The 25,623-nt window shown below is 48.6% G+C and carries 20 protein-coding genes and 1 pseudogene; 7 read left to right on the top strand and 14 right to left on the bottom strand.

The genetic code is table 11. The features are described from left to right. Both H6F90_RS06165 and H6F90_RS06160 read right to left on the bottom strand, forming a co-directional pair. Positions 1-302, bottom strand: a pseudogene (locus tag H6F90_RS06165) (photosystem II q(b) protein); the annotation flags it as partial. A 166-nt stretch (positions 303-468) separates the two neighbouring features. Further along, entirely contained in the window at positions 469-1,590 is a 1,122-nt protein-coding gene (locus H6F90_RS06160; protein WP_242024362.1) for a hypothetical protein, read from the bottom strand. Between the two features lie 444 nt (positions 1,591-2,034). Here H6F90_RS06160 and H6F90_RS06155 point away from each other — a divergent pair, with 444 nt between their 5' ends. Beyond that, positions 2,035-2,751: a LuxR C-terminal-related transcriptional regulator gene (locus tag H6F90_RS06155; protein WP_190551154.1), complete on the top strand. Its 717-nt coding sequence runs from the start codon at positions 2,035-2,037 to the stop codon at positions 2,749-2,751. A gap of 81 nt (positions 2,752-2,832) precedes the next feature. Continuing rightward, on the top strand, positions 2,833-3,825 hold the full coding sequence (gene cofG / locus H6F90_RS06150; RefSeq protein WP_190551152.1) for a 7,8-didemethyl-8-hydroxy-5-deazariboflavin synthase subunit CofG: 993 nt from the start codon (positions 2,833-2,835) through the stop codon (positions 3,823-3,825). Positions 3,826-3,915: 90 nt separating this feature from the next. On the opposite strand, the gene H6F90_RS06145 is transcribed toward cofG, so the two are convergent. The 9 genes from H6F90_RS06145 to H6F90_RS31435 form a co-directional block, all read right to left on the bottom strand. Continuing rightward, a complete protein-coding gene (locus H6F90_RS06145) occupies positions 3,916-4,569 on the bottom strand; it encodes an LON peptidase substrate-binding domain-containing protein (RefSeq protein ID WP_190437046.1) in 654 nt (217 codons plus the stop codon). 285 nt (positions 4,570-4,854) lie between these two features. Then, entirely contained in the window at positions 4,855-5,163 is a 309-nt protein-coding gene (gene rpsJ, locus H6F90_RS06140; protein WP_370527507.1) for a 30S ribosomal protein S10, read from the bottom strand. 152 nt (positions 5,164-5,315) lie between these two features. Then, entirely contained in the window at positions 5,316-6,545 is a 1,230-nt protein-coding gene (tuf, locus tag H6F90_RS06135; protein ID WP_190437052.1) for an elongation factor Tu, read from the bottom strand. A gap of 23 nt (positions 6,546-6,568) precedes the next feature. Continuing rightward, positions 6,569-8,692, bottom strand: coding sequence for an elongation factor G (gene fusA, locus H6F90_RS06130; protein WP_190437055.1), 2,124 nt, complete (start codon positions 8,690-8,692; stop codon positions 6,569-6,571). Between the two features lie 84 nt (positions 8,693-8,776). After that, positions 8,777-9,247, bottom strand: a complete 471-nt coding sequence (rpsG, locus tag H6F90_RS06125) for a 30S ribosomal protein S7 (protein ID WP_190437058.1) — start codon at positions 9,245-9,247, stop codon at positions 8,777-8,779. A 250-nt stretch (positions 9,248-9,497) separates the two neighbouring features. Continuing rightward, positions 9,498-9,878, bottom strand: coding sequence for a 30S ribosomal protein S12 (gene rpsL, locus H6F90_RS06120; protein ID WP_190437061.1), 381 nt, complete (start codon positions 9,876-9,878; stop codon positions 9,498-9,500). Positions 9,879-10,084: 206 nt separating this feature from the next. Continuing rightward, the gene (locus H6F90_RS06115; protein WP_370527504.1) at positions 10,085-10,414 is read right to left on the bottom strand and encodes a HesB/IscA family protein; all 330 of its coding nucleotides are present in this window, start codon (positions 10,412-10,414) and stop codon (positions 10,085-10,087) included. A 137-nt stretch (positions 10,415-10,551) separates the two neighbouring features. Next, positions 10,552-10,971, bottom strand: a complete 420-nt coding sequence (locus H6F90_RS06110; RefSeq protein ID WP_190551150.1) for a cupin domain-containing protein — start codon at positions 10,969-10,971, stop codon at positions 10,552-10,554. Positions 10,972-11,209: 238 nt separating this feature from the next. Then, positions 11,210-13,177 carry a phosphodiester glycosidase family protein gene (locus H6F90_RS31435; protein ID WP_199295752.1) on the bottom strand — a complete coding sequence of 656 codons (1,968 nt, stop codon included), beginning with the start codon at positions 13,175-13,177 and terminating at the stop codon, positions 11,210-11,212. Positions 13,178-13,978: 801 nt separating this feature from the next. On the opposite strand from H6F90_RS31435, the gene gltB reads away from it, so the two are divergent. The 3 genes from gltB (at position 13,979) to H6F90_RS06090 (ending at position 20,075) form a co-directional block, all read left to right on the top strand. Then, on the top strand, positions 13,979-18,673 hold the full coding sequence (gene gltB, locus H6F90_RS06100) for a glutamate synthase large subunit (protein ID WP_199295751.1): 4,695 nt from the start codon (positions 13,979-13,981) through the stop codon (positions 18,671-18,673). Positions 18,674-18,781: 108 nt separating this feature from the next. After that, positions 18,782-19,447 (top strand): hypothetical protein, encoded by a 666-nt coding sequence (locus tag H6F90_RS06095; RefSeq protein WP_190551146.1) that lies wholly within the window; start codon positions 18,782-18,784, stop codon positions 19,445-19,447. A 64-nt stretch (positions 19,448-19,511) separates the two neighbouring features. After that, positions 19,512-20,075: a Uma2 family endonuclease gene (locus H6F90_RS06090; RefSeq protein WP_190551143.1), complete on the top strand. Its 564-nt coding sequence runs from the start codon at positions 19,512-19,514 to the stop codon at positions 20,073-20,075. A 112-nt stretch (positions 20,076-20,187) separates the two neighbouring features. Here the strand turns inward: H6F90_RS06090 and H6F90_RS06085 are convergent, their stop codons facing one another. Further along, complete coding sequence (locus tag H6F90_RS06085) at positions 20,188-21,819, bottom strand: bifunctional pantoate--beta-alanine ligase/(d)CMP kinase (RefSeq protein ID WP_199295750.1); 1,632 nt, start codon at positions 21,817-21,819, stop codon at positions 20,188-20,190. A gap of 45 nt (positions 21,820-21,864) precedes the next feature. Then, entirely contained in the window at positions 21,865-23,058 is a 1,194-nt protein-coding gene (locus tag H6F90_RS31430) for a septal ring lytic transglycosylase RlpA family protein (protein ID WP_190551141.1), read from the bottom strand. 447 nt (positions 23,059-23,505) lie between these two features. On the opposite strand from H6F90_RS31430, the gene purM reads away from it, so the two are divergent. Together purM and H6F90_RS06070 are read left to right on the top strand one after the other, a co-directional pair. Next, positions 23,506-24,534: a phosphoribosylformylglycinamidine cyclo-ligase gene (purM, locus tag H6F90_RS06075; protein WP_190551139.1), complete on the top strand. Its 1,029-nt coding sequence runs from the start codon at positions 23,506-23,508 to the stop codon at positions 24,532-24,534. A 331-nt stretch (positions 24,535-24,865) separates the two neighbouring features. Further along, positions 24,866-25,171, top strand: coding sequence for a hypothetical protein (locus H6F90_RS06070; RefSeq protein WP_190551137.1), 306 nt, complete (start codon positions 24,866-24,868; stop codon positions 25,169-25,171). Here the strand turns inward: H6F90_RS06070 and H6F90_RS06065 are convergent. Further along, positions 25,168-25,485: an MGMT family protein gene (locus tag H6F90_RS06065; RefSeq protein WP_190551135.1), complete on the bottom strand. Its 318-nt coding sequence runs from the start codon at positions 25,483-25,485 to the stop codon at positions 25,168-25,170. The genes H6F90_RS06070 and H6F90_RS06065 overlap by 4 nt on opposite strands. Between the last annotated feature and the right edge of the window lie 138 nt (positions 25,486-25,623).

Here is a 25,623-nt window from a genome sequence, read left to right as displayed (position 1 = left end):
GAAGCGGCTTCCCAGATGGGGTAGAAGTGGAGGCCGATCGCATTGGAGGAAGGAACGACAGCACCAGAGATGATGTTGTTGCCGTAGATGAGGGAGCCAGCGACGGGCTCACGGATGCCATCGATATCGACGGGAGGAGCCGCGATGAAGGCGATGATGAAGCAGATGGTGGCGGAGAGCAGGGTGGGGATCATCAGAACGCCGAACCAGCCTACATAGAGGCGGTTGTCGGTGCTGGTGACCCAGTTACAGAACTGCTCCCACAGGTTGGCGCTTTCGCGTCTCTGTAGAGTGGTAGTCATGTCTGGATGAGTGCTTAATGAACTACAAAATGATGCGTGGATGTTTACTCCACTTAAGTCTTAGGTTAGACGATCTATTTAATTTTGTAAAGCAGTTTATGAGTATTAATCGCCAAATATTTAACTTTTATTTACAAATACCTCCGTTTGCTTTACAAATCATCTTTTAGCGATCGCTGGGGAAAAGATCCAGCTTTAAGTTGGCAACTGCTTGCTTCAGGTCTAAAGCTAAGTAACGATCTACTGGTTGATAAGTCCAGTACAGAAGGCTTTGAGGTGCTTGACAAGTCTTATGAAATCCGATCGCTGGCTGTAACTCTTCGTAAATAGGATGAATCGCAAGTGCGTAAATGTCGCATAAGTTGGGGAAGTCTTCCTGCATAGCCACTAAGGTCTGCCGACCATCCTCCAAGAATTGGTACATCTGTTGCCGCTGCATGTAAGGCGGATCAATCATCCAGGAGCGGACAAAAATAGAGGTGCAGTCTGGATCTCCTGGAGTAGCGATCTTAAATGGGTCAACTTCAGTGCTGGTTGTGAGGTAAAGGCTCTTAGTGGGTGGTAGGAAAAAATTAACTTCAGATTCACTCGCAACGGGAAATAGGATGTTAATCCCAACGGCAGTCAAGTTGTCACATCGACGCAGCACCCGCATCCCCTTGGGATATTGTTGAGCCCAACACCGCAAAATTTTGGCAATTTTCTGAGGCGCGATCGCGGAAGGGTCTTTGTCCATCCAGGAGTAGTTACGCGCCAATAAGTTGGCAATAGGAATCGTATCGGTTCTGGGGTTAAAGGCGTCTGGTAAAACCTCGGGCAAGCTTGGGTCTTTTGGTGGAGGAGGTGATGGTAAGGGCCGAATGCCAATGCAGATGGTGTGACCATCAAACTTTTTTTCGATCAGACCTAAAGCTGCTAGGCGATCGATCATCATGCCAGCCGCGCGATCGCTCCCTCGTTCTGTTTTGCTGTAAAACAGTTCAGCTGCCTCACGGTGAGTGCAAGGTACTAGCCCTTCTAAACTCCCTAAGTCAGTTAAGGAAGCTTTAGGCATCTGCCCCAACTGAAATTGTTGTTTGAGAAATAGGTAAGCCCATAACTGCACCAAGCACTCAGCCCGTCGCTTTGTTAACCCAACTCGACCGATTCCCATCCATTGGGAAACATAATGTTGCTGCTGTTGTACCGGAAACCATTGGTCTAATAATTCAGGTTTTAGGGAGGAGACAGTTTTGTCTACACTGCGTCCCTCAGCGATCAGCTTAGAGCGGCTATCAAAGTTAATCATTCAGCAATACCTGAGTCGGCAGAGTTTTAAAGGATTCGGCGCTGGCAGGATAGGGCTTAAACAAAAGAGCACCCTAACGAGTGAGTCCTGGAAAAGCAATTCAGTTGAAAATCTAGACTACAGGAAAGCCAAAAAAGGTTTAGTAGTTACTTCCTGCGCTTAGGGGATAACAGCTCAAGGTTTCCCTAGGCGCTGTTATAGCTGAGGTAAGCCGCTGGCAAATCTAGTGCGGCTCCAATCTTTTTGCTTAATTGACACTATTATTCCGCAATTTCTCTATCGAGAAAGGAATTGTAACGGAAAACTTCACCTCACTTCACCCTGGTTCACCTCACTTCAGCGTGGTTAGTTGCACTTCAGGATTCTAGTGCTGCCTACTAGCTGCTCATTGCATGTTCATTCTTAGAGCACGCAGAATAGCGGCATGATTTGAGGCACACTTCCATGACAGCCCGTCTACTTTCTAATCCCGTAGAGGCTCAATTCCTCAAGACTGCATCGCTCAATCATTACTTCCTCAACAGCCAAATCTTCACCAGACGCACCTTCAAATCCCATATGGAGCGAAGAGATGAAGTGCCTACAGCTAGCACATCGGTTTTGGAGATGCTCTGGAGTACTCTGTTGGAAGCTTTGCCTCAAGGAGTAGTGGTGCTCTCTCGTAATATGCAGCCACTTTATCTAAACGAGAGAGCTAATCATCTGTGCCAACTTCTAGCTTCAGGCGATCGCCAACCTGCTAGCCCACCGTTAGTGATCTCAGAAATTGGCCACCGCTTGTTAAAAAATGCTAGTTCTACCAAGCAACCTCTCGTTGTCGAACGCCAAACTCCTCAGGGGCATCTGATTCGCATCCGAGCTAGCTGGCTACAAGTGAACCCGACTGATGGCGTTGCCAGTTCAGCTAACGATTCTCAGTACATTTTGGTGATTTTAGAGAACTGCACTGAGGTACTGCGAGAAGAATTACAGATTGAGCAAAAAAGATACGACCTGACTGAACGCGAAACCGAAATTTGGATGCTGCTGCGGCAGGAATACAGCTATCAAGAAATTGCTAAAACATTACGCATCAGCTTGAACACGGTCAAAACTCACGTCAAAAACGTTTATGCCAAAAAACGGAGCTGCCAAGGGCGAGAACAGGTTGTAGTGTTTTAAGCAATGATTTATAAGACTAAGCGAGTAAGACTCAGCAAGGGCAGCTAGACTTCTAAGTTGCTTGTCCTTGCTGCTGAATCTATGCCTCTACCCACAACAGCCACCGTTACTTATAGTCCTGCTTACACTTTAGTACCCACTTATGAGTGCTTTAATCGTTGCGCCTACTGCAATTTTCGAGTTGATCCCGGAGAGGATGTTTGGTTGTCTTTGAGCGAAGCTGAAACTCAATTGCGGCGAGTTCGCTCGCAAGGTGCCATTGAAATTCTGCTGCTCAGTGGGGAAGTGCATCCGCGCAGTTTGCGACGAGTTGACTGGTTGCAACGAATTTCTGATTTAGCGGAATTGGCTTTATCTCTGGGACTCCTGCCTCATACTAATGTCGGGCCTCTCACTTTTGATGAGATGTCGCAGCTAAAGGCTGTAAATGTTTCTATGGGGTTGATGCTAGAGCAAGTTACCCCGAAGTTATTAGAAACCGTACATCGCCATGCTCCTAGTAAAGTTCCTCAACTGCGACTACAACAGTTGGCTTGGGCAGGGGAACTGCAAATTCCTTTCACAACAGGATTATTATTAGGCATTGGTGAAACTCCAGGCGATCGCTGGGCAACCCTAGAAGCGATCGCCCAGCTGCAGGAGCGCTGGGGACATATTCAAGAAGTAATTTTGCAACCTCATAGCCCAGGCCAAAGCCAAGTTTGGCAGGGAGCTACCTTCGCCGCAGCAGAACTGGTCGAGGTAATTGCGACAGCTCGGCAGATTTTACCTGACAGCATTACTTTACAACTCCCTCCTAATCTAGTGCAGCAACCAGACTTACTATTGGCTTGCTTAGCAGCAGGAGCGAGGGACTTAGGTGGAATTGGGCCGCGAGATGAAGTGAACCCCGACTATTCCCATCCAGAATTAGAAACTTTAACTGCGATCTTGGCACGGGCTGGCTGGCATCTGGTACCTCGCTTGCCTGTTTATCCTAAGTATGATCATTGGCTACCAAAGCGATCGCAAACGCTAGTACAGCAGTGGCGTTCTACCTTACAAGCTCAAGTTGGCAATGTCCACTCAAATTAGAGCGGCTGCTCAGATCTAATCTCTGAACAGCCTGCCTGCATTGGTATTTATCTAGCAGGTTTGGCGATCGCCGTCCCTAACTTGCTGCAATTATTTAGGAGTATCCTTCAAGACATCCTTCAATGCGGTGCGAGCCGCTAGATGATTTCGCGTGGAAGTGAGGATTTCTGCTTCCCGTTCTAACCTAGCTACCGTATCTTGCATTTCTAAAAGAGCTTGCTGCTCACTCGCAACACCGTATAGATTACTAGCTACCCAGTGGGAAAGTTCTAGCGGTAGATCAGGAATACTTTCCGGTAGTTCGATAACCTGACCTGTCAGCTTGGCTGAAAGATGAACCACGTCGCGAAGCAATTGCTCAACTTCAGTCGCTAAAGGTTGTAAGTTTTGTTCGGTAGGCTGGTCTTCTATCCACTCTACAAGCCCTACCCGATAAGGCTTTTCTCGGACATATTCCAACACTCGAAACCGTTGTTGTCCCAATGTCCATATCTTCATACGGTCATCAGGCAAGCGTTGAAATTGGAGAATTTCAGCACAGCATCCTACCAGAGCAGGTTTTCCTTCAACCGGGTCCCACATCAACACTCCGAAGCGGCGATCGCCCTCCAGAATCGTGTTCATCATGATGCGGTAGCGGAATTCAAAAATGTGCAGAGGGAGAGGCCGACCGGGAAACAAAACTACTTCTGGCAGGGGAAATAGAGGAAGTTCTCGAACCGCAATTGATGAGGAGGATGCCATTGTCTAAATATTAAGAGACAGTGCTTCTGTCTCTACTCTATCCCATATAAGGGAGTCGTCAGGGCACCACCAAAATTTTTCCGTGGAAACCCATCATTTGAACTTATTTAAATTGCTCAGAACGCAAAGCCAAATTAATAAGAATAAGAAGCCCCTCAAAGCTCATGCCTCACGCTTTAAGGGGATAAAACCAACACTAATTTGATCTGGCCCAATGTTTTGAGGCGTAGGCTAGCAAGGTCAAGACCAAGTTTTTTCAACCTCTATAAAGCTTCCCTAGCGTTACTAGAGCTTGACTTCAATATCAACGCCAGCTGGTAAATCTAGCTTCATCAAGGCATCGATAGTTTTTGAAGAAGGCTGGTGAATATCAATGATGCGGTGATGCGTCCGAGTCTCAAAGTGCTCTCGGGAGTCTTTGTCTACGTGAGGCGATCGCAGGAGGCAATAAATTCTCCGCTTGGTTGGTAAAGGAATCGGTCCAACTGCTGTAGCGTTTGTGCGATTTGCAGTATCAACAATCTTTTCGCAAGAAGTGTCCAGGAGGCGACGGTCAAAAGCTTTGAGGCGGATACGGATTTTTTGCTGCTGAATAGTTGCCATTTTAGATTTATTCGAATTGTCGAGGTTCTACGGTCTGAAAAATAGTCTGTATAGCAGAGTGCTATGCCAAAAAAGCGGGAGCAGAAAAGCATGATACCGAAATGGCACTCCTTTTCTGCTCCTAGATCATCAATAACAGAGAGTTACTTGAGGATCTTAGAAACGACTCCCGCACCGATAGTACGACCACCTTCACGAATAGCAAAGCGCATACCTTGCTCAATCGCGATCGGGTTGATCAGTTCTACAGTCATCTTGATGCGATCGCCAGGCATGATCATTTCAGCTTCACTGCCGTCGTCGGAAGTAAAGGTGGTGATGGTGCCAGTTACATCAGTGGTACGAACGTAGAACTGAGGACGGTAGCCAGGGAAAAAAGGAGTGTGGCGACCACCTTCTTCTTTCTTCAGAACATACACTTCAGACTCAAACTGAGTGTGAGGAGTGATGGACTTGGGCTGAGCAATTACCATGCCCCGCTCAATATCAGCCTTCTGAATACCACGTAGTAGCAAACCTGCGTTGTCACCAGCCATCCCTTCTTCAAGGCTCTTCTTGAACATCTCGATACCCGTTACGGTGGTGCTACGAGTATCCTTGATGCCCACCAATTCGACGGTGTCACCAACCTTGATTTTTCCGCGTTCAATCCGACCAGTCGCGACAGTACCACGACCCGTGATGGAGAACACATCTTCTACTGCCATCAAGAAAGGCTTATCAACTTCACGCTCAGGAGTGGGGATATAAGCATCAACTTCATCCATGAGTTGGTGAATTTTATCAACCCACTGGTTTTCACCTCGTTGCGTTTTAGGATTAGCAGTCATGGTTTCTACTGCTTGCAACGCTGAACCAGCAACGATAGGAATATCATCGCCAGGGAAGTCGTAGGAGCTGAGGAGTTCACGAACTTCGAGTTCTACCAACTCAAGCAGTTCTGCATCATCCACCATGTCTTCTTTGTTTAAGAAGACAACCATTGCTGGAACACCTACCTGCTTCGCGAGCAGAATATGCTCACGAGTTTGAGGCATAGGGCCATCAGCAGCAGACACCACTAGGATGGCGCCGTCCATCTGAGCAGCGCCAGTGATCATGTTTTTGACATAGTCAGCGTGGCCAGGACAGTCTACGTGAGCATAGTGACGGTTAGCTGTCTCATACTCAACGTGAGCTGTGTTAATCGTAATACCCCGAGCCTTCTCTTCAGGTGCGGCATCGATTTGATCATAATTTCTAGCTGCTGCCTGACCCAAAGCAGCCAGAGTCATAGTGATTGCAGCAGTTAGAGTGGTTTTACCGTGGTCAACGTGACCAATGGTACCAATGTTAACGTGGGGTTTAGTCCGTTCAAACTTTGCGCGTGCCATGGATTATGTGTTCCTCTTCCTGATTATGCGTTCCCTTTACTCTTTGCGATGATTGTTTCAGCCACGTTGCGAGGTACCTCGTCGTACTGGCTAAATTCCATCGTAAATGTACCGCGGCCCTGAGTCATAGACCGGATATCCGTGGCATATCCAAACATCTCAGCTAATGGAACCTTAGTGGTTACCTTAGCAATTCCCTGTTCAACTGTTTGACCTTCAATTTGACCTCGACGGGAAATAAGGTTACCCATGACGGAGCCGAGGAATTCCTCAGGAGCCTCAGCCTCAACCTTCATTACAGGCTCCAGCAGAACAGGGGATGCCTTCATCACAGCTTCCTTGATTGCCATTGAACCAGCAATCTTAAAAGCCATTTCAGAAGAATCTACATCGTGATAAGAGCCGTCTACCATCGTGACTTTAACGTCAATCAGTGGGTATCCAGCTAAAATTCCAGACTCACAGGCTTCTTTCATGCCCTGTTCTGCTGGGGCGATGTACTCTTTAGGTACAGTACCACCAACAATCTTAGAGACAAACTCAAAGCCGCTGCCTGTTTCACCCGGTTGCAGTTCAATCACAACGTGACCGTACTGACCCTTACCACCGCTTTGGCGGATAAATTTGCCTTCAGCTTTAACTGCCTTGCGTATAGTTTCACGGTAAGCGACTTGGGGAGCACCTACATTGGCTTCCACTTTAAATTCCCGTAGCATGCGATCTACAAGAATTTCTAAGTGCAGCTCACCCATGCCTGCAATCACAGTTTGATTGGTTTCAGGGTCAATACTAACCCGGAAAGTTGGATCTTCTTCCGAAAGCGCTTTAAGGGCCTTGGAAAGCTTCTCCATGTCTTGCTTGGTTTTTGGCTCTACCGCAACCGAGATCACCGGCTCTGGGATGTAAAGAGATTCCAGGATTACAGGAGCATTTTCATCGCAAAGCGTGTCCCCAGTCAAGGTATCCGACAAGCCAGGAATAGCTCCTAAGTCACCAGCACGCAGTTCATCCACATCAATCCGGTCATCTGCTTTCAAGATGATGAGGCGGGAGACGCGCTCTTTCTTGTTTTTGGAGGCGTTTAGGATGTAGCTACCCTTCTTCAAGACACCTGAGTAGACTCTAACGAAGGTTAGCCGCCCGACGAACTTATCGGACATCACCTTAAAGGCTAGAGCTGAGAACGGCTCACTATCGCTTGGACCCCGCTCGACCGTTGAGCCATTGGGCAGTGTTCCCTGAACAGGAGGGATATCCACTGGAGCAGGCAGGTAATCAATTACTGCGTCCAGCATTTGCTGCACACCTTTGTTTTTAAAGGCAGAGCCACAGAGCATCGGAACAATCATTCCAGCAATCGTTCCTTTACGGAGCGCAGCTCGAATTTCCTCTTCCGTTAGCTCTTCACCATTTAGATACTTCTCGGTGAGGGTATCATCGGTTTCCGCAACAGACTCGATCAGCTTCAGACGGAACTCCTCAGCCTGCTCCCGAACTTCCGCAGGAATTTCAGTTTCCTCAATGTCAGTTCCTAAGTCATTTCTGTAAATATGAGCACGCATGCGTACCAAATCTACAAGACCCTTGAAGTTTTCTTCAGTGCCAATGGGGATTTGTACTGGAACCGCATTGGCACGCAAACGATCGCGGATCTGACCGTAAACCTTGAAGAAATTAGCTCCAGTCCGGTCCATTTTGTTAACAAAGACCATTCGAGGGACTTTGTAACGATCGGCTTGACGCCATACAGTTTCAGATTGAGGCTGAACTCCGCCTACTGAACAAAAGACAGCAATAACACCGTCTAACACCCGCATGGAACGTTCCACTTCAATCGTGAAATCTACGTGTCCCGGAGTGTCAATGATGTTGATCTTATATTCAGGCTCGCCCGCCAAGGCTTTAGTCGGGTTTTTAGGGTCGCGACGGGCCCAAGCAGTACTGATTGCGGCAGCAGTGATGGTAATGCCCCGCTCCCGCTCTTGCTCCATCCAGTCAGTAATAGCAGTTCCGTCATGGACTTCGCCAATCTTGTGAACTACACCGGAGTAGAACAAAATTCGCTCTGTTGTTGTAGTTTTGCCCGCATCAATGTGGGCAGCAATACCAATGTTGCGTACTCGTTCAAGCGGGGTGGTGCGTGACACGGCTACCTCCTTTATCTTTGCCGCAAAAAATTTGCGCTTCTGTTAGAATTCTATACTTTTGTTGCGGAAACCAGGGTTCGGAGATCAGTACCGATAGTGGGCGAAAGCCTTATTCGCTTCAGCCATGCGGTGAGTTTCTTCACGCTTACGAATCGCGCTACCAGTCTCGTTAGCTGCGTCCATCAATTCATTCGCTAGCTTGCCAGCCATAGTTCGGCCAGCGCGCTGACGAGCAAACTGACTTAGCCAACGTAAAGCTAAAGCAGTTCCTCTATCAGAACGAACTTCCATAGGGACTTGGTATGTTGCTCCACCTACTCGGCGAGCTTTGACTTCAACTAAAGGAGTTGCGTTTCGTACTGCTCTTTCAAATAGCTCTAAGGGATCTGAGCCTGTCCGTTCCTCAATGGTTTTGAAAGCATCATAAACAATGTGGGAAGCAACGGACTTCTTGCCACTCTTCATAATCCGCCGCATCATCATGCTGACTAAGCGACTGTTGTATACAGAATCAGGAGGAACAGGACGTTTTTGAATAACAGTACGACGAGACATATTGAGCCTTTAGAGAAAAGATTGCGGAACTACTATTTTGAATGCAATTCGAGATTTATTCAGTCAAAAACAAGCTCGGTAAAGCAAGAAGCAATACGACCATTGTATAGAATTGGCCAAGCCAAAAGACCGAGATACTTTTCAAGCTTCTCTAAGGCCGTATGCAATAGCCCAGTCTTCCAAGCAAGGCTTGCAACTTACTAATACTTGCTTCTTCAGCGTTAACCGATACGAATGACAAGCTTGGGCTTTACTTTTTAGCAGTAGCGCGCTTGGTACCGTACTTGGAGCGACCTTGACGGCGGTCTTTAACTCCAGCAGTATCCAAGGTGCCCCGGATGATGTGGTATCTCACGCCGGGCAGATCTTTGACCCGACCGCCTCGAATCATTACTACAGAGTGCTCTTGCAGGTTGTGACCGATACCTGGGATGTAGGCTGTGACCTCAAAACCAGAAGTTAGACGAACCCTGGCAACTTTACGCAGAGCGGAGTTGGGCTTCTTAGGAGTGGTCGTGTAAACTCTTGTGCAAACGCCACGACGCTGAGGGCAACTCTTCAGAGCCGGGGATTTGGTTTTCTTCTGAACTTTCTGACGTTCGCTACGAATGAGTTGCTGGATAGTGGGCATGAGTTATGGCGTGCGCGGCCTTTCGCTGCTTCAACAAACAACAAATTCTAATCTTACCGAGTTAATGGAGTCAATGTCAATTTTTTGGTGAACAATCTCAAATCCTTGAGGCTCAAGCCACGGTCGTGTGTTGCCCAGTTGCCTGCTATTTCAGTGCTTGAGTGGTTTTGAGGGAACAGTTCGACTATCAAGTCAAATTGTAACGTTTAGCTGACAGAGAAGGAGTTACCACAGCCACAGCTTTGAGTAGCATTGGGATTGTGGAAGCGGAAGCCGCCGCCCATCAGGTCTTCGGAGTAATCTAAGTTTAAGCCGCTTAGAACGGTTAGGCTTGAGCGAGCGATCGCAACTTGAATGCCGTTGCAGTCATACAACGCGTCATTAGGCCCGACTTCTTCGTCAAATTCTAGAGTGTAGGACATACCCGAACAACCACTTGGCTGTACTCCCAAACGGAATACGGCATTTGGCTTGCGGCACTTCTGCTTGAGACGCAAGATTTCTTTAATTGCGGCTTGGCTGAGCTGGAGCATCATTCACCGAGTTTTTCAGTAACTTTTTGAGTGAGTTTTGAGTAAGTGCTTTAAAAAGAATTTACAGCGCTAATAGTATCCTACTAACGCTGCCAGCTTGCTTAAGTTAATTCAATTTAGAACTTAGAACGCTACTTGATTTACGAAGCTGTACGGGCGTAATCGTCTTGAAAACGCACGATGTCATCTTCGCCTAGGTATTCACCGTTTTGCACTTCAATCAAAACCAAAGGAATTACCCCAGGGTTCTCTAAACGATGACTGGTGCATTGCGGTACGTAGGTGGATTGATTGCTGCATAAAACTAGCTCTTGATCGCCACAATTGACCCTAGCGGTGCCAGAAACTACAATCCAATGCTCACTGCGATGATGATGCATTTGCAGACTGAGACGATGTCCTGGCTTTACCTCGATTCGCTTAATTTTGTAGCCTCGGCCCTCTTCTAAGATCGTGAAAGAACCCCAGGGACGCAATTCTGTTGCAGCGACTCCCTTAGAGGTAACAGGGGTAGCTGTAGGGAAGGTAGACGCTTGAGGAACTTCTTGAAGCTGGGCCACGATTTCTCTCCTTAAGAACTGCTGGAAAGGGATGTTTTAGTCAAGATTGAGAGGGTAAATCTCCAAATCCTAGAAGCCACAAGGTTGGCCTGAAGGCAAACATAGCAAATGTGGCCTGGTTGATGTCACCCATGAGTTAGGTAAATCGGCAAATTTACATCAAGTCTTTACTCACTGCCAGGGAACTTCAAAGCAGCTTTAACTTTTGCGAAAAAGTGTAGCTAGAAGTACTTATGGTTTATGGTCTGGGTTGGATAAATACTCCAATGCCGTTATGAACCCGAGCGGCAGTTTGAGGAGGACGATTGAGAATTTGACCACCCAGATACAGGGTTGTAGAACTGCCACCATCTAGGTTGAGGGCATCGATCGCTCCCATTTGTTGGGTCAGTTGAGCCACTTCAGCCAAAGTTGGACCCACCCCTCCGACTCGATTGTGAACCGCCGCTATCATTAGGGTGCCCTCCCCATTCGTGCCGATTACACTGCGAACCGCTCTTTCCTTAACAAAGGCATCGCTGAACTTTTCTGCTTTAGCATCGAGCACAATTTGCCGATTTTGTACTAACAATGGACCCGCACCCATAATTTGGGTATGGCGATCAAAGTCAGCGGGTATAGTTTCACCCTCCAGTCGTACCGCTGTATTAACGGGTAGAGCACTGGCAGCAGCGCGATTGGCCCGTAAGGTCAGCAAATAGCCATCACTAGGGATTGGGAAGGCACCTTTATTTGCCCCTTCACCAGGTTGCTGAGCGGTTACTTGGTTGTTGCGAACCGTGACAATGATTTCGTTATCAGTTAGTGGTGTGTAAGCGGCTCCCCAAAGCGACGTGTAGCGAGCAATGCCTGCCTGAACGTAGCCACTGTTGACTGACAAAACGGGTAGGCGTTGCTGAGTGGAGGTGCTAAGCGTTTCTTGGAGCGTCAGGCGATCGATTTTTACGTCTCCTGCCTCATTCCAAGCGATCGCCCCTCGGTTCAAAATTGGGCTGGATATCCAACGGCCATCTTGCCGAATGGCACCGAGTGGTAACTGGGTTTTGCGATTAAAAAAGCCCCCGTTAATGGCGGCAGCGACTTGCCAACGCTGAGCGGTTTGCACGAGGGGAGCAATGCCGACGAGAGAACTGGGGTTGCTCCAAATTGGACCCAGTTTCAATCCGGGCTGACGCAAGTTCACCGAGAGCCAAACCACAGGAAAACGAGAGCTACCCAGCGTAAGAAACTGCTGTTGCCAACGTAGCCCTGGAGCCCACAATATATTGCGCTCTACCATAGCGTCGGGTCTAAGGTCGATGATGAGCCGATTCGGCTGGGATAAAGTTGAGAATTGTGGTTGCAAACCCGCCGGAATATCCAGACGCAATGCTAGTTGGTTCTGAACAACTTCCAGTTTTAGAGGAATACCTGCCCGCGGTGGAGTTCCTGGCGGAGTAGCAATAGGGCGAGATGGTGCGGTGCTAGGTGTGGGACGTATAGGTCTGGGCTGGAAACGCTGAATTAAAGCTGGTTCAGCAGCTGCGTTGAGCGTTACAGTCAAGGCTTGGCCTTGCTGATCGACTTGCCAAGGGGTAGGACGGTCTAGATCTACAACAATGCGAGTGCCCCAAGGCTGACGGCCTTGCCGAATAGAGGTCAGTTGCGATGTGGGGGCATTGATGAGAAGCGTACTGCCCGATGTTCTTACTTGCCAACCAGTGCGAGTTGCTAGCTCCGTAATATCTAAATAGCGATATTGCTGACTGTGACGGACGGCTAAGTTGAGTGAGTTCGAAGTGGGGCTAGAGTACCACTGCACGGGCTGTTGTAGAGGGTCATTGGTGTTTAACAAATCCACCCCAGTTGTACGCAGTAAGCCTGTGTCACTAATTCCCGTACGAATTTGATTACTATTAGATTGCCACTGCCCCCAAGCAACGGGCCAAATGCGACCATTGAGAGAAATTTGGGTTCCCTGCTGTAACAATTGGGCAGATGAAGAGGTTGGTGAGGTACTGGGCGATCGCGGAGTTACCGGAGTTGCTTGACTGAGTTGAGCGATCGCAGAGGGTACAGCCCCACTTTCCACTCTGTCCACAAAGGCACCCATTAGGAGGTAGCACAACGCTAGCAGGGGTGAAAGTAAAAATTTTGAAGGAAGATGGAGGGACCGAGGAGCAGGTTTGGCGAGCAACCGCTGAGCGAAGGTTTTAGCGTTAAGCACGATGATTTGAGGAGTCCTGAAACTTTAAACGAGCACTGCCGAGACAAATTCTGACTTCAACGACTGAATTTTAGAGGGCGATCGCGAAGCTCACAGTTTTTTGATCCTTAAGTTTTTACTTCTTGATTTTCCGTAAGGATGACTGAGTTCTTACTCAAATCAGCAGACACCTGGGTCCCTCTATCAGGAAATAGTGACTTCGTTTTTGGTACCAAGTTTCATAATGAAGATATGGGACTATCAGTCGGCATGAGATTGTTGTGTTTAATACAAGCTCTGCTGTAGTCTTTAAAGTTGCTTGAAAAATAGGGGACCAGCCTGGGCAAGAAAAGGCATGTAGTCTGACAACCCGTAAACCCGTAACGGATACGGTAGAGGTTAGGGATTGTCAGATTCAGATACCTTCTATAATATTTTTACTCCGGCTCCCTAGGAAAACCCTTAGCGACGGGGGTGTTAGGTACTGTTTCATGGCACCAGTAACTTGGATTCGCAAGAAGAATTTTACCTGTCACCAACACAACTTCAGTGGGGCCAAGGGGTTGAATTAAATAGCTTTTGAAGTTTGCCAGCCATGCTGATGGGAAGCGCAGGTTTGGAGCCAAACCCGTAAAGGTAGTGTCTTGACTTAGCTCAAGCTCATGAACCGTCGGAGGGTTAAGTACGTTCTTAAATTTAATAGGGTACGGACTTTGCCTTTGATCGTGGCTTCGTAATTAATGTGCAGCTTCTTGCTGTAGCGATGACTGCGCCCAATCAAACTAATTTTTAACTCCAGAGGACTTTACCCAGCCTTAGCCAATGAACGAAGCGAGCCATCCCATGGATAACGTGAGTGTGAATTTGAACCAGCAATTAAATCAGGGATTAGAAGCAGGCTACTCCGGCCAACGTTGGTTGGTTGAGGAGCGAGATGCTTGTGGCGTTGGTTTCATTGCGGATCTCCAAGGTCGAGCTACCCACTCTTTAGTGGCTAAGGCGTTGTCAGCTCTAGAGTGTTTAGAACATCGGGGCGGCTGTAGTGCCGACCAAGATTCTGGGGATGGCGCAGGGTTGATGACTGCCATCCCTTGGGAATTGTTGCAGCAGTCTCTTGCTGAGATGGGAGTGCCAGCCGCTGCACCTGAGCGCACAGGGGTAGGCATGCTCTTTTTGCCTCAAGATGCCTCTGCTGCGGCCAAAGCTCGTCAGATTGTAGAAAAAGTTGTTCAGGAAGAATCTCTAACGTTGTTAGGGTGGCGTTTGGTTCCGGTTCAGCCTGAAGTGTTGGGCGTTCAAGCGAAGGAAAACCAACCTCAAATTGAGCAAGTATTGATACAGGCTGAGAGCCTAACTGGGGATGAGTTAGAGCGCAAACTGTACTTAGTTCGTAAGCGGATTGAGCAAGCAGCAGCGATCGCCCTTCAAGAATCTTCCGGGCCTAGCGAGTATGACTCGTTGAGAGATTTTTATGTCTGCTCCTTCTCTAGCCGCACCCTTATCTACAAAGGAATGGTGCGCTCGGCGGTGTTGGGAGACTTCTACACCGACCTGAAGCAGCCTGCTTACCAAAGCGTGTTTGCGGTGTACCACCGTCGCTTTAGCACCAACACTTTGCCTAAGTGGCCATTGGCGCAGCCGATGCGGCTTTTGGGGCATAACGGTGAAATTAATACCTTGCTCGGCAACATCAACTGGATGATGGCGCGGGAAGCGGATTTAGCTCATGCAAGTTGGGGCGATCGCCTGCAAGACCTGAAGCCCGTGGTTAACCCAGACAACAGTGATTCCGCGACGCTGGACAACGTCATGGAACTGCTGGTGCAGTCAGGACGTAGCCCAGTAGAAGCCCTGATGATCATGGTGCCAGAGGCTTACAAGAATCAGCCAGACTTGGCTAACTACCCGGAAATTGTTGACTTCTACGAGTACTACAGTGGCATCCAAGAGCCTTGGGATGGCCCCGCCCTGTTAGTGTTCAGCGATGGCAAGAAAGTAGGCGCAACTCTAGACCGGAATGGTTTGCGCCCCGCTCGCTATAGCATCACCAAAGATGGTTTTGTGGTGGTGGCTTCGGAAGCGGGTGTGGTTGACCTGCCGGAAGCAGAGATTGTAGAAAAAGGACGCCTTGGCCCTGGACAAATGATCTCGGTAGATTTGGGCACCCATGAAGTCCTGAAGAACTGGGAGATCAAGCAACGGGTGGCTCAGGCTCATCCTTATAGCGAGTGGCTCCAGCAAAATCGTCAAAATTTGCAGGCTCAACCCTTTGCCGATACCGCTCAAATGGACGGTCAGATGCTGTTGCGGCACCAAGTGGCCTTTGGCTACAGTTCTGAAGATGTGGAAATGATCATCGAATCAATGGCAGCTCAAGCGAAAGAACCCACTTTCTCAATGGGTGATGACATTCCCCTGGCAGTGCTGTCTGAGAAGCCCCGTCTGCTCTACGACTACTTTAAGCAACGCTTCGCTCAAGTCACCAACCCCCCAATTGACCCCCTGCGCGAAAGTTTGGTCATGTCTTTGACCATGCAGTTGGGTGAGCGGGGTAACTTGCTAGAGGCTAAGCCAGAGTCGGCTCGCCAGCTAAAGCTAGAATCTCCAGTGCTGAATGAGGTGGAGCTAGAGCAAATTAAGCAGTCTGGGTTTGAAACAGCTTCACTGTCTACCTTGTTTGCCATCTCCGCCGGGCCAGAAGGGTTACAACGAGCGGTAAATGCTCTTTGTCAGCAAGCGGTGGAAGCGGTTCGTGCCGGTAAAAAGGTTCTGGTTTTGAGCGATCGCAACCAGGAAAATGGTCTTCAATTAACTGAAGATCACAGCTACATTCCACCTTTACTAGCAGTGGGTGCAGTTCACCACCACCTAATTCGTCAAGGCTTGCGGATGAAAGCTTCCTTGGTTGTGGATACAGCCCAGTGCTGGAGCACGCATCACTTCGCTTGCTTAATTGGCTATGGGGCCAGCGCAATTTGCCCTTACCTAGCCCTGGAAACCGTACGGCATTGGTGGGCTGACTCCAAGACTCAAGCCATGATGCAGCGTGGCAAGATTGAGGTTTCAACCCTGAATGGAGCTCAAGACAACTTCCGGAAAGCTGTAGAAGCGGGCTTGCTGAAGATTCTTTCCAAGATGGGAATCTCACTGTTGGCCAGCTACCACGGTGCCCAAATCTTTGAAGCGATTGGGATCGGCTCCGATCTGTTGCATTTAGGTTTCTCTGGTACAACTTCTCGGTTGGGTGGCCTCAGTGTTGCGGAGCTAGCCAATGAAGTAATTTCCTTCCATTGCCGCGCCTTCCCTGAACTGACCGCCAAGAAACCAGAAAACTACGGCTTTGTACAATACCGTCCGGGTGGTGAGTACCACATGAACAACCCGGAAATGGTCAAAACTTTGCATAAAGCGGTGGCTGACAAGAGCCACGACCATTACGACTTGTACCAGCAACATCTCAGCAACCGTCCGATTACGGCCCTGCGGGATCTGCTCGACTTCAAGAGCGATCGCCCCTCAATTCCTTTAGAGGAAGTGGAGTCGGTCGCTGACATCATGCAACGCTTTTGCACCGGGGGCATGTCCTTGGGCGCACTCTCGCGGGAAGCTCATGAAACATTGGCGATCGCGATGAACCGCATCGGTGGCCGCTCCAATTCTGGTGAAGGCGGCGAAGATTCGGTGCGCTATAACACTCTCAATGACGTAGATGAAAACGGCAACTCACCCACACTGCCTCACCTAAAAGGTCTGAGAAACGGCGACACTGCCAGCTCTGCCATTAAACAAGTTGCCTCTGGTCGCTTTGGCGTGACCCCGGAGTACCTCGCCAGTGCCAAACAAATTGAGATCAAGATGGCTCAAGGGGCCAAGCCTGGGGAAGGTGGTCAACTACCTGGGAAAAAAGTCAGCCCTTACATCGCGATGCTGCGACGCTCTAAGCCTGGAGTGACCCTGATTTCTCCCCCACCTCACCATGACATTTACTCGATCGAAGATTTGGCTCAGCTAATCTTTGATCTGCACCAGATCAGCCCCACGGCTCAGGTTTCCGTGAAGCTGGTGGCTGAAATTGGCATCGGTACCGTGGCAGCGGGTGTGGCCAAAGCCAATGCTGACATCATTCAAATTTCGGGTCATGACGGTGGTACAGGCGCTTCCCCGCTCAGCTCGATTAAGCACGCAGGTGGTCCTTGGGAACTGGGATTGACCGAAGTACATCGTGTACTGATGGAAAATCAACTGCGCGATCGCGTGATTTTGCGAGTAGACGGTGGCCTCAAAGCAGGTTGGGATGTCTTAATCGCAGCCTTGATGGGGGCCGAAGAGTTCGGCTTTGGCTCGATCGCGATGATTGCTGAAGGGTGCATCATGGCGCGGATCTGCCACACTAACAACTGCCCCGTGGGTGTTGCGACGCAGCGGGAAGAACTCCGCAAGCGTTTTACGGGCACGCCTGAGCATGTGGTCAATTTCTTCTGCTTCATCGCGGAAGAAGTGCGATCGCTATTGGCAAGACTCGGCTATCGCTCCTTGGATGAAGTGATTGGTCGGGCAGATTTGCTAGCAGTCCGGGAAGGCGCGAAGCTGACCAAGACACAATCGCTGAACCTGAACTGCCTAACTCAACTCCCCGACACCCGCGAAAACCGCGGTTGGTTGCAACACGAGTCGGTACATAGCAACGGCCCTGTGCTCGATGATCAGTTATTGGCTGATGCTGAGATTCAAGGGGCGATCGCGAATCAGGGTAGCGTGACGAAAGAGGTCATGGTTATCAACACCGATCGGACGGTAGGTACTCGCTTGTCTGGGGCGATCGCTAAGAAGTATGGCGACTCTGGGTTTGAAGGTCAAATTACTCTGAACTTCAAAGGCAGTGCGGGCCAAAGCTTTGGTGCCTTTAACCTGCCGGGCATGACGCTAAACCTAGAAGGCGAGGCGAATGACTACGTAGGTAAGGGCATGCATGGCGGCGAAATTGTGATCAAGCCACCCGCCGCTGCAACCTACGATCCTTCTCAGAATGTGATTGTAGGCAATACTTGCCTCTATGGAGCGACGGGCGGCACTCTGTTTGCCAATGGTCAAGCAGGTGAACGTTTTGCAGTCCGCAACTCCAAAGGTCAAGCGGTGATCGAAGGGGCGGGTGACCACTGCTGCGAATACATGACGGGTGGCACTATTGTTGTTCTTGGCCGTGTGGGCCGCAACGTGGGTGCTGGCATGACGGGTGGCCTCGCTTACTTCTTGGATGAAGATGGCAGCTTCCCTACCAAGGTCAACCCCGAAATCGTGAAAGTGCAACGGGTGATTGCTCCTGTTGGCGAACAACAACTACGTGACCTGATTGAGGCTCATGCAGAGCGGACAGGTAGCCAAAAAGCGAAAGCGATTTTGGCGAACTGGTCAGAGTCTTTGGCTAAGTTCTGGCAAGTGGTTCCACCTTCTGAAGCAGATAGCCCAGAAGCAAACCCTGATGCTGCGACTGAAAAAGTATTGAGTTCAGTGCAGTAAAAAGTAGAACAATCTGGTTGGCGATCGCTCAGTAGATTGCTTTGTAACATATAGATAGGGGTTAGCTCTCAAGCTAGCTCCTATTTTTTATTACCTTTTACTAGAGTTATGGAACAGAAAATCCAAAAGTGGAATAGGTGGGTACAAATTCTTCGAGAGCAGATAACCAGACTTGTGCAGTCAAACTATATCTATGCAGAAACACGAAAAATTGTTGTTGAAAATTCAGCTATCAACAACTCTAATCTCTTTTATGATTGGCTCACAAGGAATTATGTAGACGCAACACTTATGGGAATTAGAAGGCAATTAGATGACCACTCAGATTGTATTTCTCTTATTAAGCTTTTGCGTGATTTGCAAATCAACAGTACATTATTGACTAGAGAAAAACATCTTTCTCTCTATTCGAAGGATATGCACGCTCTGGGGCATAACGCGTTCGACATTCTTGCGGGTAAAGATCTAAATGTATTTCCTGAAAAGACTTTAGAGATTGACTTGCAACAACTGGAAAAAATTAAAGCTCTCCATAAAGAGTTTATTGATCGAAGGATTGCACATTACGAAAAAGTATCTGAAGTTCAATCACTCGGTACTTTCCAGGATTTAGATGACGCTATTTTGATTCTTGAAAATATATTTCAAAAGTACTTTTTATTACTTACTGCTAGCAGCACTAAACTTTTGCCGATTCCTCAGTATGACTGGACCTCGATCTTTAAACAGTCTTGGCTCTCTAATATTACTAAGGAAATGGAGCAAGATGAATAATGCTGCATTGGCGGCCTATCCAAGTATGCAAAACTCATCCTACTCCCTTGTGTAAGGAGATATCGTGGCCCAGACCCTATCTAAATCCATAAACTTAGAGGAGTTTCTGAAGCTGCCAGAAACAAAACCTGCTAGTGAATATATTGATGGGAAAATCATTCAAAAACCAATGCCGCAGGGTAAGCACAGCACGATTCAAACCGAGTTTTCTACTACTGTTAATGCTGTTTTGAAATCTCGACGAATTGCACGGGCATTCTCAGAGCTACGCCTCACTTTTGGCGATCGCTCAACTGTTCCAGATGTGTCTGTGTTTACTTGGGAAAAAATTCCGCGCGACGAGAATGGCGAGATTGCCAATACCTTTGCGATCGCGCCTGACTGGACAATTGAAATTCTCTCCCCTGACCAAAGCCAAACCAAAGTCACTAAAAATATTCTGCATTGCCTCAATCATGGAACTCAAATGGGTTGGCTGATTGATCCAGATGAGCAAACCGTGTTTGTTTATCTTCCAAAACAGCAACCAGAAGTCTTTGATGCATCAGAGCAAAAACTCCCAGTTCCATCCTTTGCAAGTGAGCTGAATTTAAACGTGGGAGCTGTGTTTGGTTGGCTATTGGAATAGAGGCAATAAACACAACGCTGTAAGAAACAAAAAAAGAGGAGTGGCAGACATAAATGCCCCTCCTGATTAATGTTGAATTGCTTGCTTTGCCAAGCTAAATCAGAGGCCAATTCTAAGCATTGATGGTGGAAACACGCTCGTGATATAGCGCTATAATTCGATCGCGCACTTCAGCAATCGTGAGACCATCGGTATTAATTTCGATCGCGTCTACGGCTTTTTGGAGGGGGGCCAAAGTGCGAGTACTGTCCTTGCGATCGCGCTCGTAAATCATCCGCTCTAGTTCATCTAAGCTGATGTCGCCCTTGCCCTGATTTTTTAGATCTTGCTGGCGACGACGGGCGCGTTCTTGCACTGAAGCCGTCAAAAAGATTTTAAGTTCTGCATCGGGGAAAACATGGGTGCCAATATCACGACCCTCGATTGCAATCCCACCTTTGCGGCCATAGCGTTGTTGTTGCTTCACTAGTTCTTCTCGAACCGCAGGTTGAGCTGCGATCGCTGAGACATTAGAAGTGACTTCTAGGTCACGAATGGCCTGGGTCACTTCCTGGTGATCAATCCAAACTCTAACTGGCTCTTGCGGAGTTTCTCCGGGTACGAGTTGAATTTCACACTTGCTCACTAGTTCTGCGATCGCGGGTTCGTCTTGAATGTCAATGCCCGATTGCAGCACCCGCCAAGTCAAAGCTCGGTACATGGCTCCTGTGTCTAAATAAAGCAGCCCTATCGTCTGAGCAATCTGACGAGTCACCGTCGATTTTCCTGCCCCAGCGGGACCATCGATCGCCACAATCGGCTGACGGTCTTGCAAAACTACATTGTCAATCAAGCGAGTTGAACCTAATCGGGCCGCGATCGCCAGCAATCCTGCTTCGTCAACTTTATCTAAGGGAGCCATCGTCATGGGATGCACTAATTCAATGTATTCAGGTTTGATCGGCACAGTTGCCAATTCTACCTTGACCGCATCAATTAGTGCATTCGTGTCTTTCTCACCCGTTTGAAATTGCCGTTTTGCTCGCTGCAAACCTCGATATATTGCCGTTGCTTGTTCACGTTCCTGGGCGGAGAGGTACTGGTTGCGAGAGCTGAGAGCCAATCCACTTGCCTCCCGTACCGTTGGACAACCCACAACTTGGACTGGAATATTCAAATCGCGTACGAGTCGCTGAATAATTGCCAATTGTTGAGCATCTTTGCGGCCAAAATAGGCGCGATCGGGCTGGACGAGTTGTAGTAGCTTTGTGACTACCGTGGCCACTCCTTGAAAGTGTCCCAGGCGAGAGCGACCACATAAAGTAGCCGTCATAAACTGAGGGGGTACGACTTGAGTCACTTGTTCTTGCTGACGGCAATAGGCTGAACCGTACAGCTCTTCAGCAGTAGGGGCAAAGATGGCATCGACTCCAGCTTGCTCACATAAACGCCGATCCGTTTCTAGGGTGCGAGGATACTGCTGAAAATCTTCCGTAGGCCCAAACTGCAACGGATTGACGAAGATGCTCACAATGACGAGAGCATTTTCCTGACGCGCCCGCTGGATCAAGCTCAAATGACCTTGGTGCAAAGCTCCCATTGTCGGCACTAGCCCCACGGTTGCCGTAGGTGCCAAAGACGATGCATCGCTAATTGGCTGATCTAGCTTCAACCCGTCTTGTTGAGATCGATGTAGCTCCAGATAGCACCGCAATCCCGCTACCGTCGTAAACAGGCGCACCGATCCCCCTAGGTTGATTACCAAAGCTCCGCCTACTAGTTTAGGGATTCATCTCCGGTCTGTGTCGGTTTAATTGCTAGCTGTGACAGTTTTTTGCTGATCTAAAACATCAACACGCACCGGAGCCACACCGCTATGAATTAGACCTAACACCTGAGCCGCAGCGGCAGAGAGGTCGATGATGCGATCGAAGGCATAGGGACCGCGATCGTTGATACGTACGACTACTGTTCGTCCATTGTCTAGATTGGTGACTCGCACCTTAGTACCAAAAGGTAGGTCACGATGAGCAGCTGTGAGAGCATTTTGGTTAAAAATTTCACCACTAGCACTACGATTGCCGTCAAAACCAGGGCCATACCAGGAGGCCCAACCTTTAATTTGAAATTGGACTGAACCGAAGGCAACGGTTTGCTGACGACGTACCACAGGGCGACCCGAAACTTCTCGCAAGGGAGCAGCGTTACCGAGCAAACGTCTCAGCCGATTGGTGGCTTGAAGCGCATCCTTAGCCAAATCGCGAGTGGTGTCAGGTAGTTTAGTGGTTGCGGTTGCATCCAGGGTGACTAGGACGTTGCCGTCTGCTTTGATCAAGTAGCGATCGCGGGGTTCGCCTGTCACGCTAGGTTCACCATCCCAACTGACGGTAATCTTGTCAGCATCTAAGCCATTCCAGCTCATTTGATTAATCTGGGCCGCCACGGCAGTCGCTCGCCACAGCGGGTCATCAGCACTGGGTGAGGTAGCACTATCTAGGGGTGAGTTCGTAGCGATCGCGCCTGTCTTGGTCAATGCAACTGGCTTGGATGCTTCAGCTTCTAGGGACACAGCTTGACGGGCTGCTACTTTGACAGGTTGAGTGATGGTTAAACTTTGGCTGCCTGCAACTTCAGTTCCTGGTTCCGCTTCTGGGTTTGTAAGGAAAGTCAAAACCGGAATATCTCGGACATACAGAGTTGCAGCTTTACGGCCTGCCACTTCATGGGCTTGGATTTTGGCAACGAGGGTGTTTTCCTCGGTGGTGGAAGACTGACGTTCTCCAACTTTGACGACCTGGGCCGTTTGAGTTGACTGTAACTGTGCCAGCTTTACTGGAGATTGCGGCGCTACCTGAGGGGGGCCTGAAGTGGACTTGCTATTCGCTAGGTTGGTCTCAGTGCTGGGTTCGATGGCTTCTGCTAGCTCATTAGAACCTAACAGGGGGGTAGATAAAGCAGCCAACAACAGGGCAACAGTGACACTACTCCGAAATCGTTGATTCATAAATCCATGTAAAGGGCGCTGGAAAATCGAGATTGATAGGTTGCAAATGAGCTGTAAGAACGCTGTAAGAACAGGGTCTAATGGGTTAGTGCAACTCGTACTCGTTCCGTATTTACTTTCTGTCATAGAACTGCAACAGAGTAACACGAAGTTTTGGCCCTGGGGATCAGGGTGCTACGGAAGCCGTTTAGAGTTTTATTAAAACTTTATATTAAAAAAATCGACAAAATGCTTCTGTGGAAAGAGTTTTGGGGTTGATGCGGTTTCAGCATGCTTCATCAAAACTTTATATAAACTTCATACTAGATATGAATCATTTTTTACCTGATTTAGTCTCTAATTAGCGATCGCAGAGCTTTAGCTTGGAGCAATTTTGAAAGACTAAATTCTCAAGACCAATGGCGAGTAGAATACATCCTGCAACTAGCACGGGAAGTACGTCGTTTCATGGATTACAGAGAAGCTGGGGTTGATGTCGAAGCAGGCCGAGCCTTTGTGCAACAAATTCGCGGCATGGTCGAGAGCACTTATCGACCGGGCGTACTGGGAAAATTTGGTGGCTTCAGCGGTTTATTTCAAATTCCGGCAGGCTATCATGAGCCGATTTTGGTTTCTGGCACCGATGGCGTTGGTACTAAATTAAAGATTGCTCAGGTGGCAAATCGTCATGACACGGTCGGGATTGACTTGGTAGCGATGTGTGTCAATGATGTACTGACTTCTGGAGCTGAACCCTTATTTTTTCTGGATTATTTGGCGACAGGGCACTTGGAACCAGAACAGTTAGCCCAGGTGGTGTCTGGGATTAGTGAAGGTTGCCGTCAGGCGGGCTGTGCGCTGCTGGGGGGAGAAACCGCAGAAATGCCAGGTTTTTACCAGCCAGGAGAATACGATTTGGCGGGCTTTTGTGTGGGTGTAGTGGAGAAAAGCCAACTCCTAGACGGTTCTCAAGTGCAAATTGGGGATGTGGCGATCGGTTTGGGGAGTCAAGGGGTGCACAGCAATGGGTTCAGTTTGGTTCGCAAAATCATCAGCGATCGCGGCTTTAGCTGGGAAGAGAAACCGGAACTGTTTGGGGGGCAAACTTTAGCGGAGGCATTTCTTACCCCGACTCAGATCTATGTCAAACCTATATTGGCCGCGCGTCAAGCAGGCCTGACAATTCATGGTTTGGCGCATATCACGGGCGGTGGCTTGCCAGAAAATCTCCCCCGCTGTCTGGGTGAAGGCCAAGCAGTCCGCCTCAACCCCAACTCTTGGCCTGTTTTACCCGTGTTTCAGTGGTTGGCAACGACCGGGGAAGTCAGCGAGGTTGCCATGTTTAATACGTTCAATATGGGGATTGGCTTGGTCGTAATTGTGCCGTCTGATCAAGCTGAGCAAACGATGCAGTGGTTTACCTCGCAAAGTCTTGCGGCTTATGCGATCGGTGAAGTGGTTTCGGGTGCTGGGGAATTGATTGGGTTGCCAGAGTAAGACAGCTCGTTGATTGCAGCGCAATTGCAGCATATATAAAGACAAGGCGATCGCTCTCTGGTTCAATCACAGGCGATCGCATTTTTGTTGGTTTAGATATTTATGACATTTAGTGATCTTGAAGTCTTTATTCAGCAAGCTGTGATTCCTAGTAAAGCTACGGTTGAAAGCTTGGTTGACCCTCGTGGATCTGAATATTGCAAGACTAAAATCGTCTGAAGGAACCCCGCTCAGCTTGGTTGGATTAAGAGACCGTGAATCTTGCAAAAGTCTACTTGTAGAGCCAGAAGCATTTGCTTAAACTGCCTTTAACTCTGCATCTCACACTTCCATGTCTCCATTGACGATTTCTGAAACTCTGATTCATTACTTCACCTTCGTTAGCCCTGATGGTTGTCTGAGACAGGGGATGCGAAGTGGAGGCCAGTTGTATAGCTATGTCGCGTCATTTCCAGCAGCTTGCCAAAACCAAGCTTATGCCTTGGCCTATGGGTTATCGGAGTATGGCCAGCAGGTTGTCATCACTGATTCTGACAACGGCTACAACGTTTGGAAAGAGCTGCGATCGCTGCATCAGCCAGCTTTAAACCAACCTGAAACGTCATCAAGTTTTCCTACTCAGCACCGACATTGTTAGATTACGGTGGGTTGCCACCGATATTTCCGTAAATCGATCTTTTCTTCGGCATTAAATTCGATGCCTTCTGCTTCTAAGAGCGATCGCTGCACATAATCAGAACCAAGCCGCAGGGGTGATTCTGAAACTTCGCCTTTGGCATTGATCACGCGATGCCAAGGAATATCTGAATTTTTATCAACTCGGTAAAGTGCGTATCCTACCAAACGAGCTTTGCCATATAACTCCGCTAACTCAGCTACCTGGCCATAAGTAGCAACTTTTCCTATGGGGATTTGACGCACGATCGCATAAATACGGTTGTAGGTAGACACTTTTGATGATCTAGGCTGGAGAGAGAGACAGTCGGAAAGTCAGGAACCTATTACAAGGTTGGCTTTTTTGTCAATACCTGAGGTCGTAGGAATAATAAGATAGACTCCAGTCTCGTTGCTACGGAAATTTAGAGACTG

It is taken from the genome of Trichocoleus sp. FACHB-591 (assembly GCF_014695845.1).
Lineage (GTDB): Bacteria > Cyanobacteriota > Cyanobacteriia > FACHB-46 > FACHB-46 > Trichocoleus.
Note: the sequence above shows the minus strand (reverse complement) of the source record. Positions and strands in the feature narration are given on the sequence as shown.

Excerpts from the sequence above, each read along its gene's own strand:
- rpsL (WP_190437061.1), bottom strand. The coding sequence starts at position 9,878 with ATGCCCACTATCCAGCAACTCATTCGTAGCGAACGTCAGAAAGTTCAG.
- rpsG (WP_190437058.1), bottom strand. The coding sequence starts at position 9,247 with ATGTCTCGTCGTACTGTTATTCAAAAACGTCCTGTTCCTCCTGATTCT.
- H6F90_RS06155 (WP_190551154.1), top strand. The coding sequence starts at position 2,035 with ATGACAGCCCGTCTACTTTCTAATCCCGTAGAGGCTCAATTCCTCAAG.
- H6F90_RS31430 (WP_190551141.1), bottom strand. The coding sequence starts at position 23,058 with ATGAATCAACGATTTCGGAGTAGTGTCACTGTTGCCCTGTTGTTGGCT.
- H6F90_RS06095 (WP_190551146.1), top strand. The coding sequence starts at position 18,782 with ATGGAACAGAAAATCCAAAAGTGGAATAGGTGGGTACAAATTCTTCGA.
- cofG (WP_190551152.1), top strand. The coding sequence starts at position 2,833 with ATGCCTCTACCCACAACAGCCACCGTTACTTATAGTCCTGCTTACACT.
- H6F90_RS06070 (WP_190551137.1), top strand. The coding sequence starts at position 24,866 with ATGTCTCCATTGACGATTTCTGAAACTCTGATTCATTACTTCACCTTC.
- purM (WP_190551139.1), top strand. The coding sequence starts at position 23,506 with ATGGATTACAGAGAAGCTGGGGTTGATGTCGAAGCAGGCCGAGCCTTT.
- tuf (WP_190437052.1), bottom strand. The coding sequence starts at position 6,545 with ATGGCACGCGCAAAGTTTGAACGGACTAAACCCCACGTTAACATTGGT.
- H6F90_RS06115 (WP_370527504.1), bottom strand. The coding sequence starts at position 10,414 with ATGATGCTCCAGCTCAGCCAAGCCGCAATTAAAGAAATCTTGCGTCTC.
- H6F90_RS06160 (WP_242024362.1), bottom strand. The coding sequence starts at position 1,590 with ATGATTAACTTTGATAGCCGCTCTAAGCTGATCGCTGAGGGACGCAGT.
- H6F90_RS06145 (WP_190437046.1), bottom strand. The coding sequence starts at position 4,569 with ATGGCATCCTCCTCATCAATTGCGGTTCGAGAACTTCCTCTATTTCCC.
- gltB (WP_199295751.1), top strand. The coding sequence starts at position 13,979 with ATGAACGAAGCGAGCCATCCCATGGATAACGTGAGTGTGAATTTGAAC.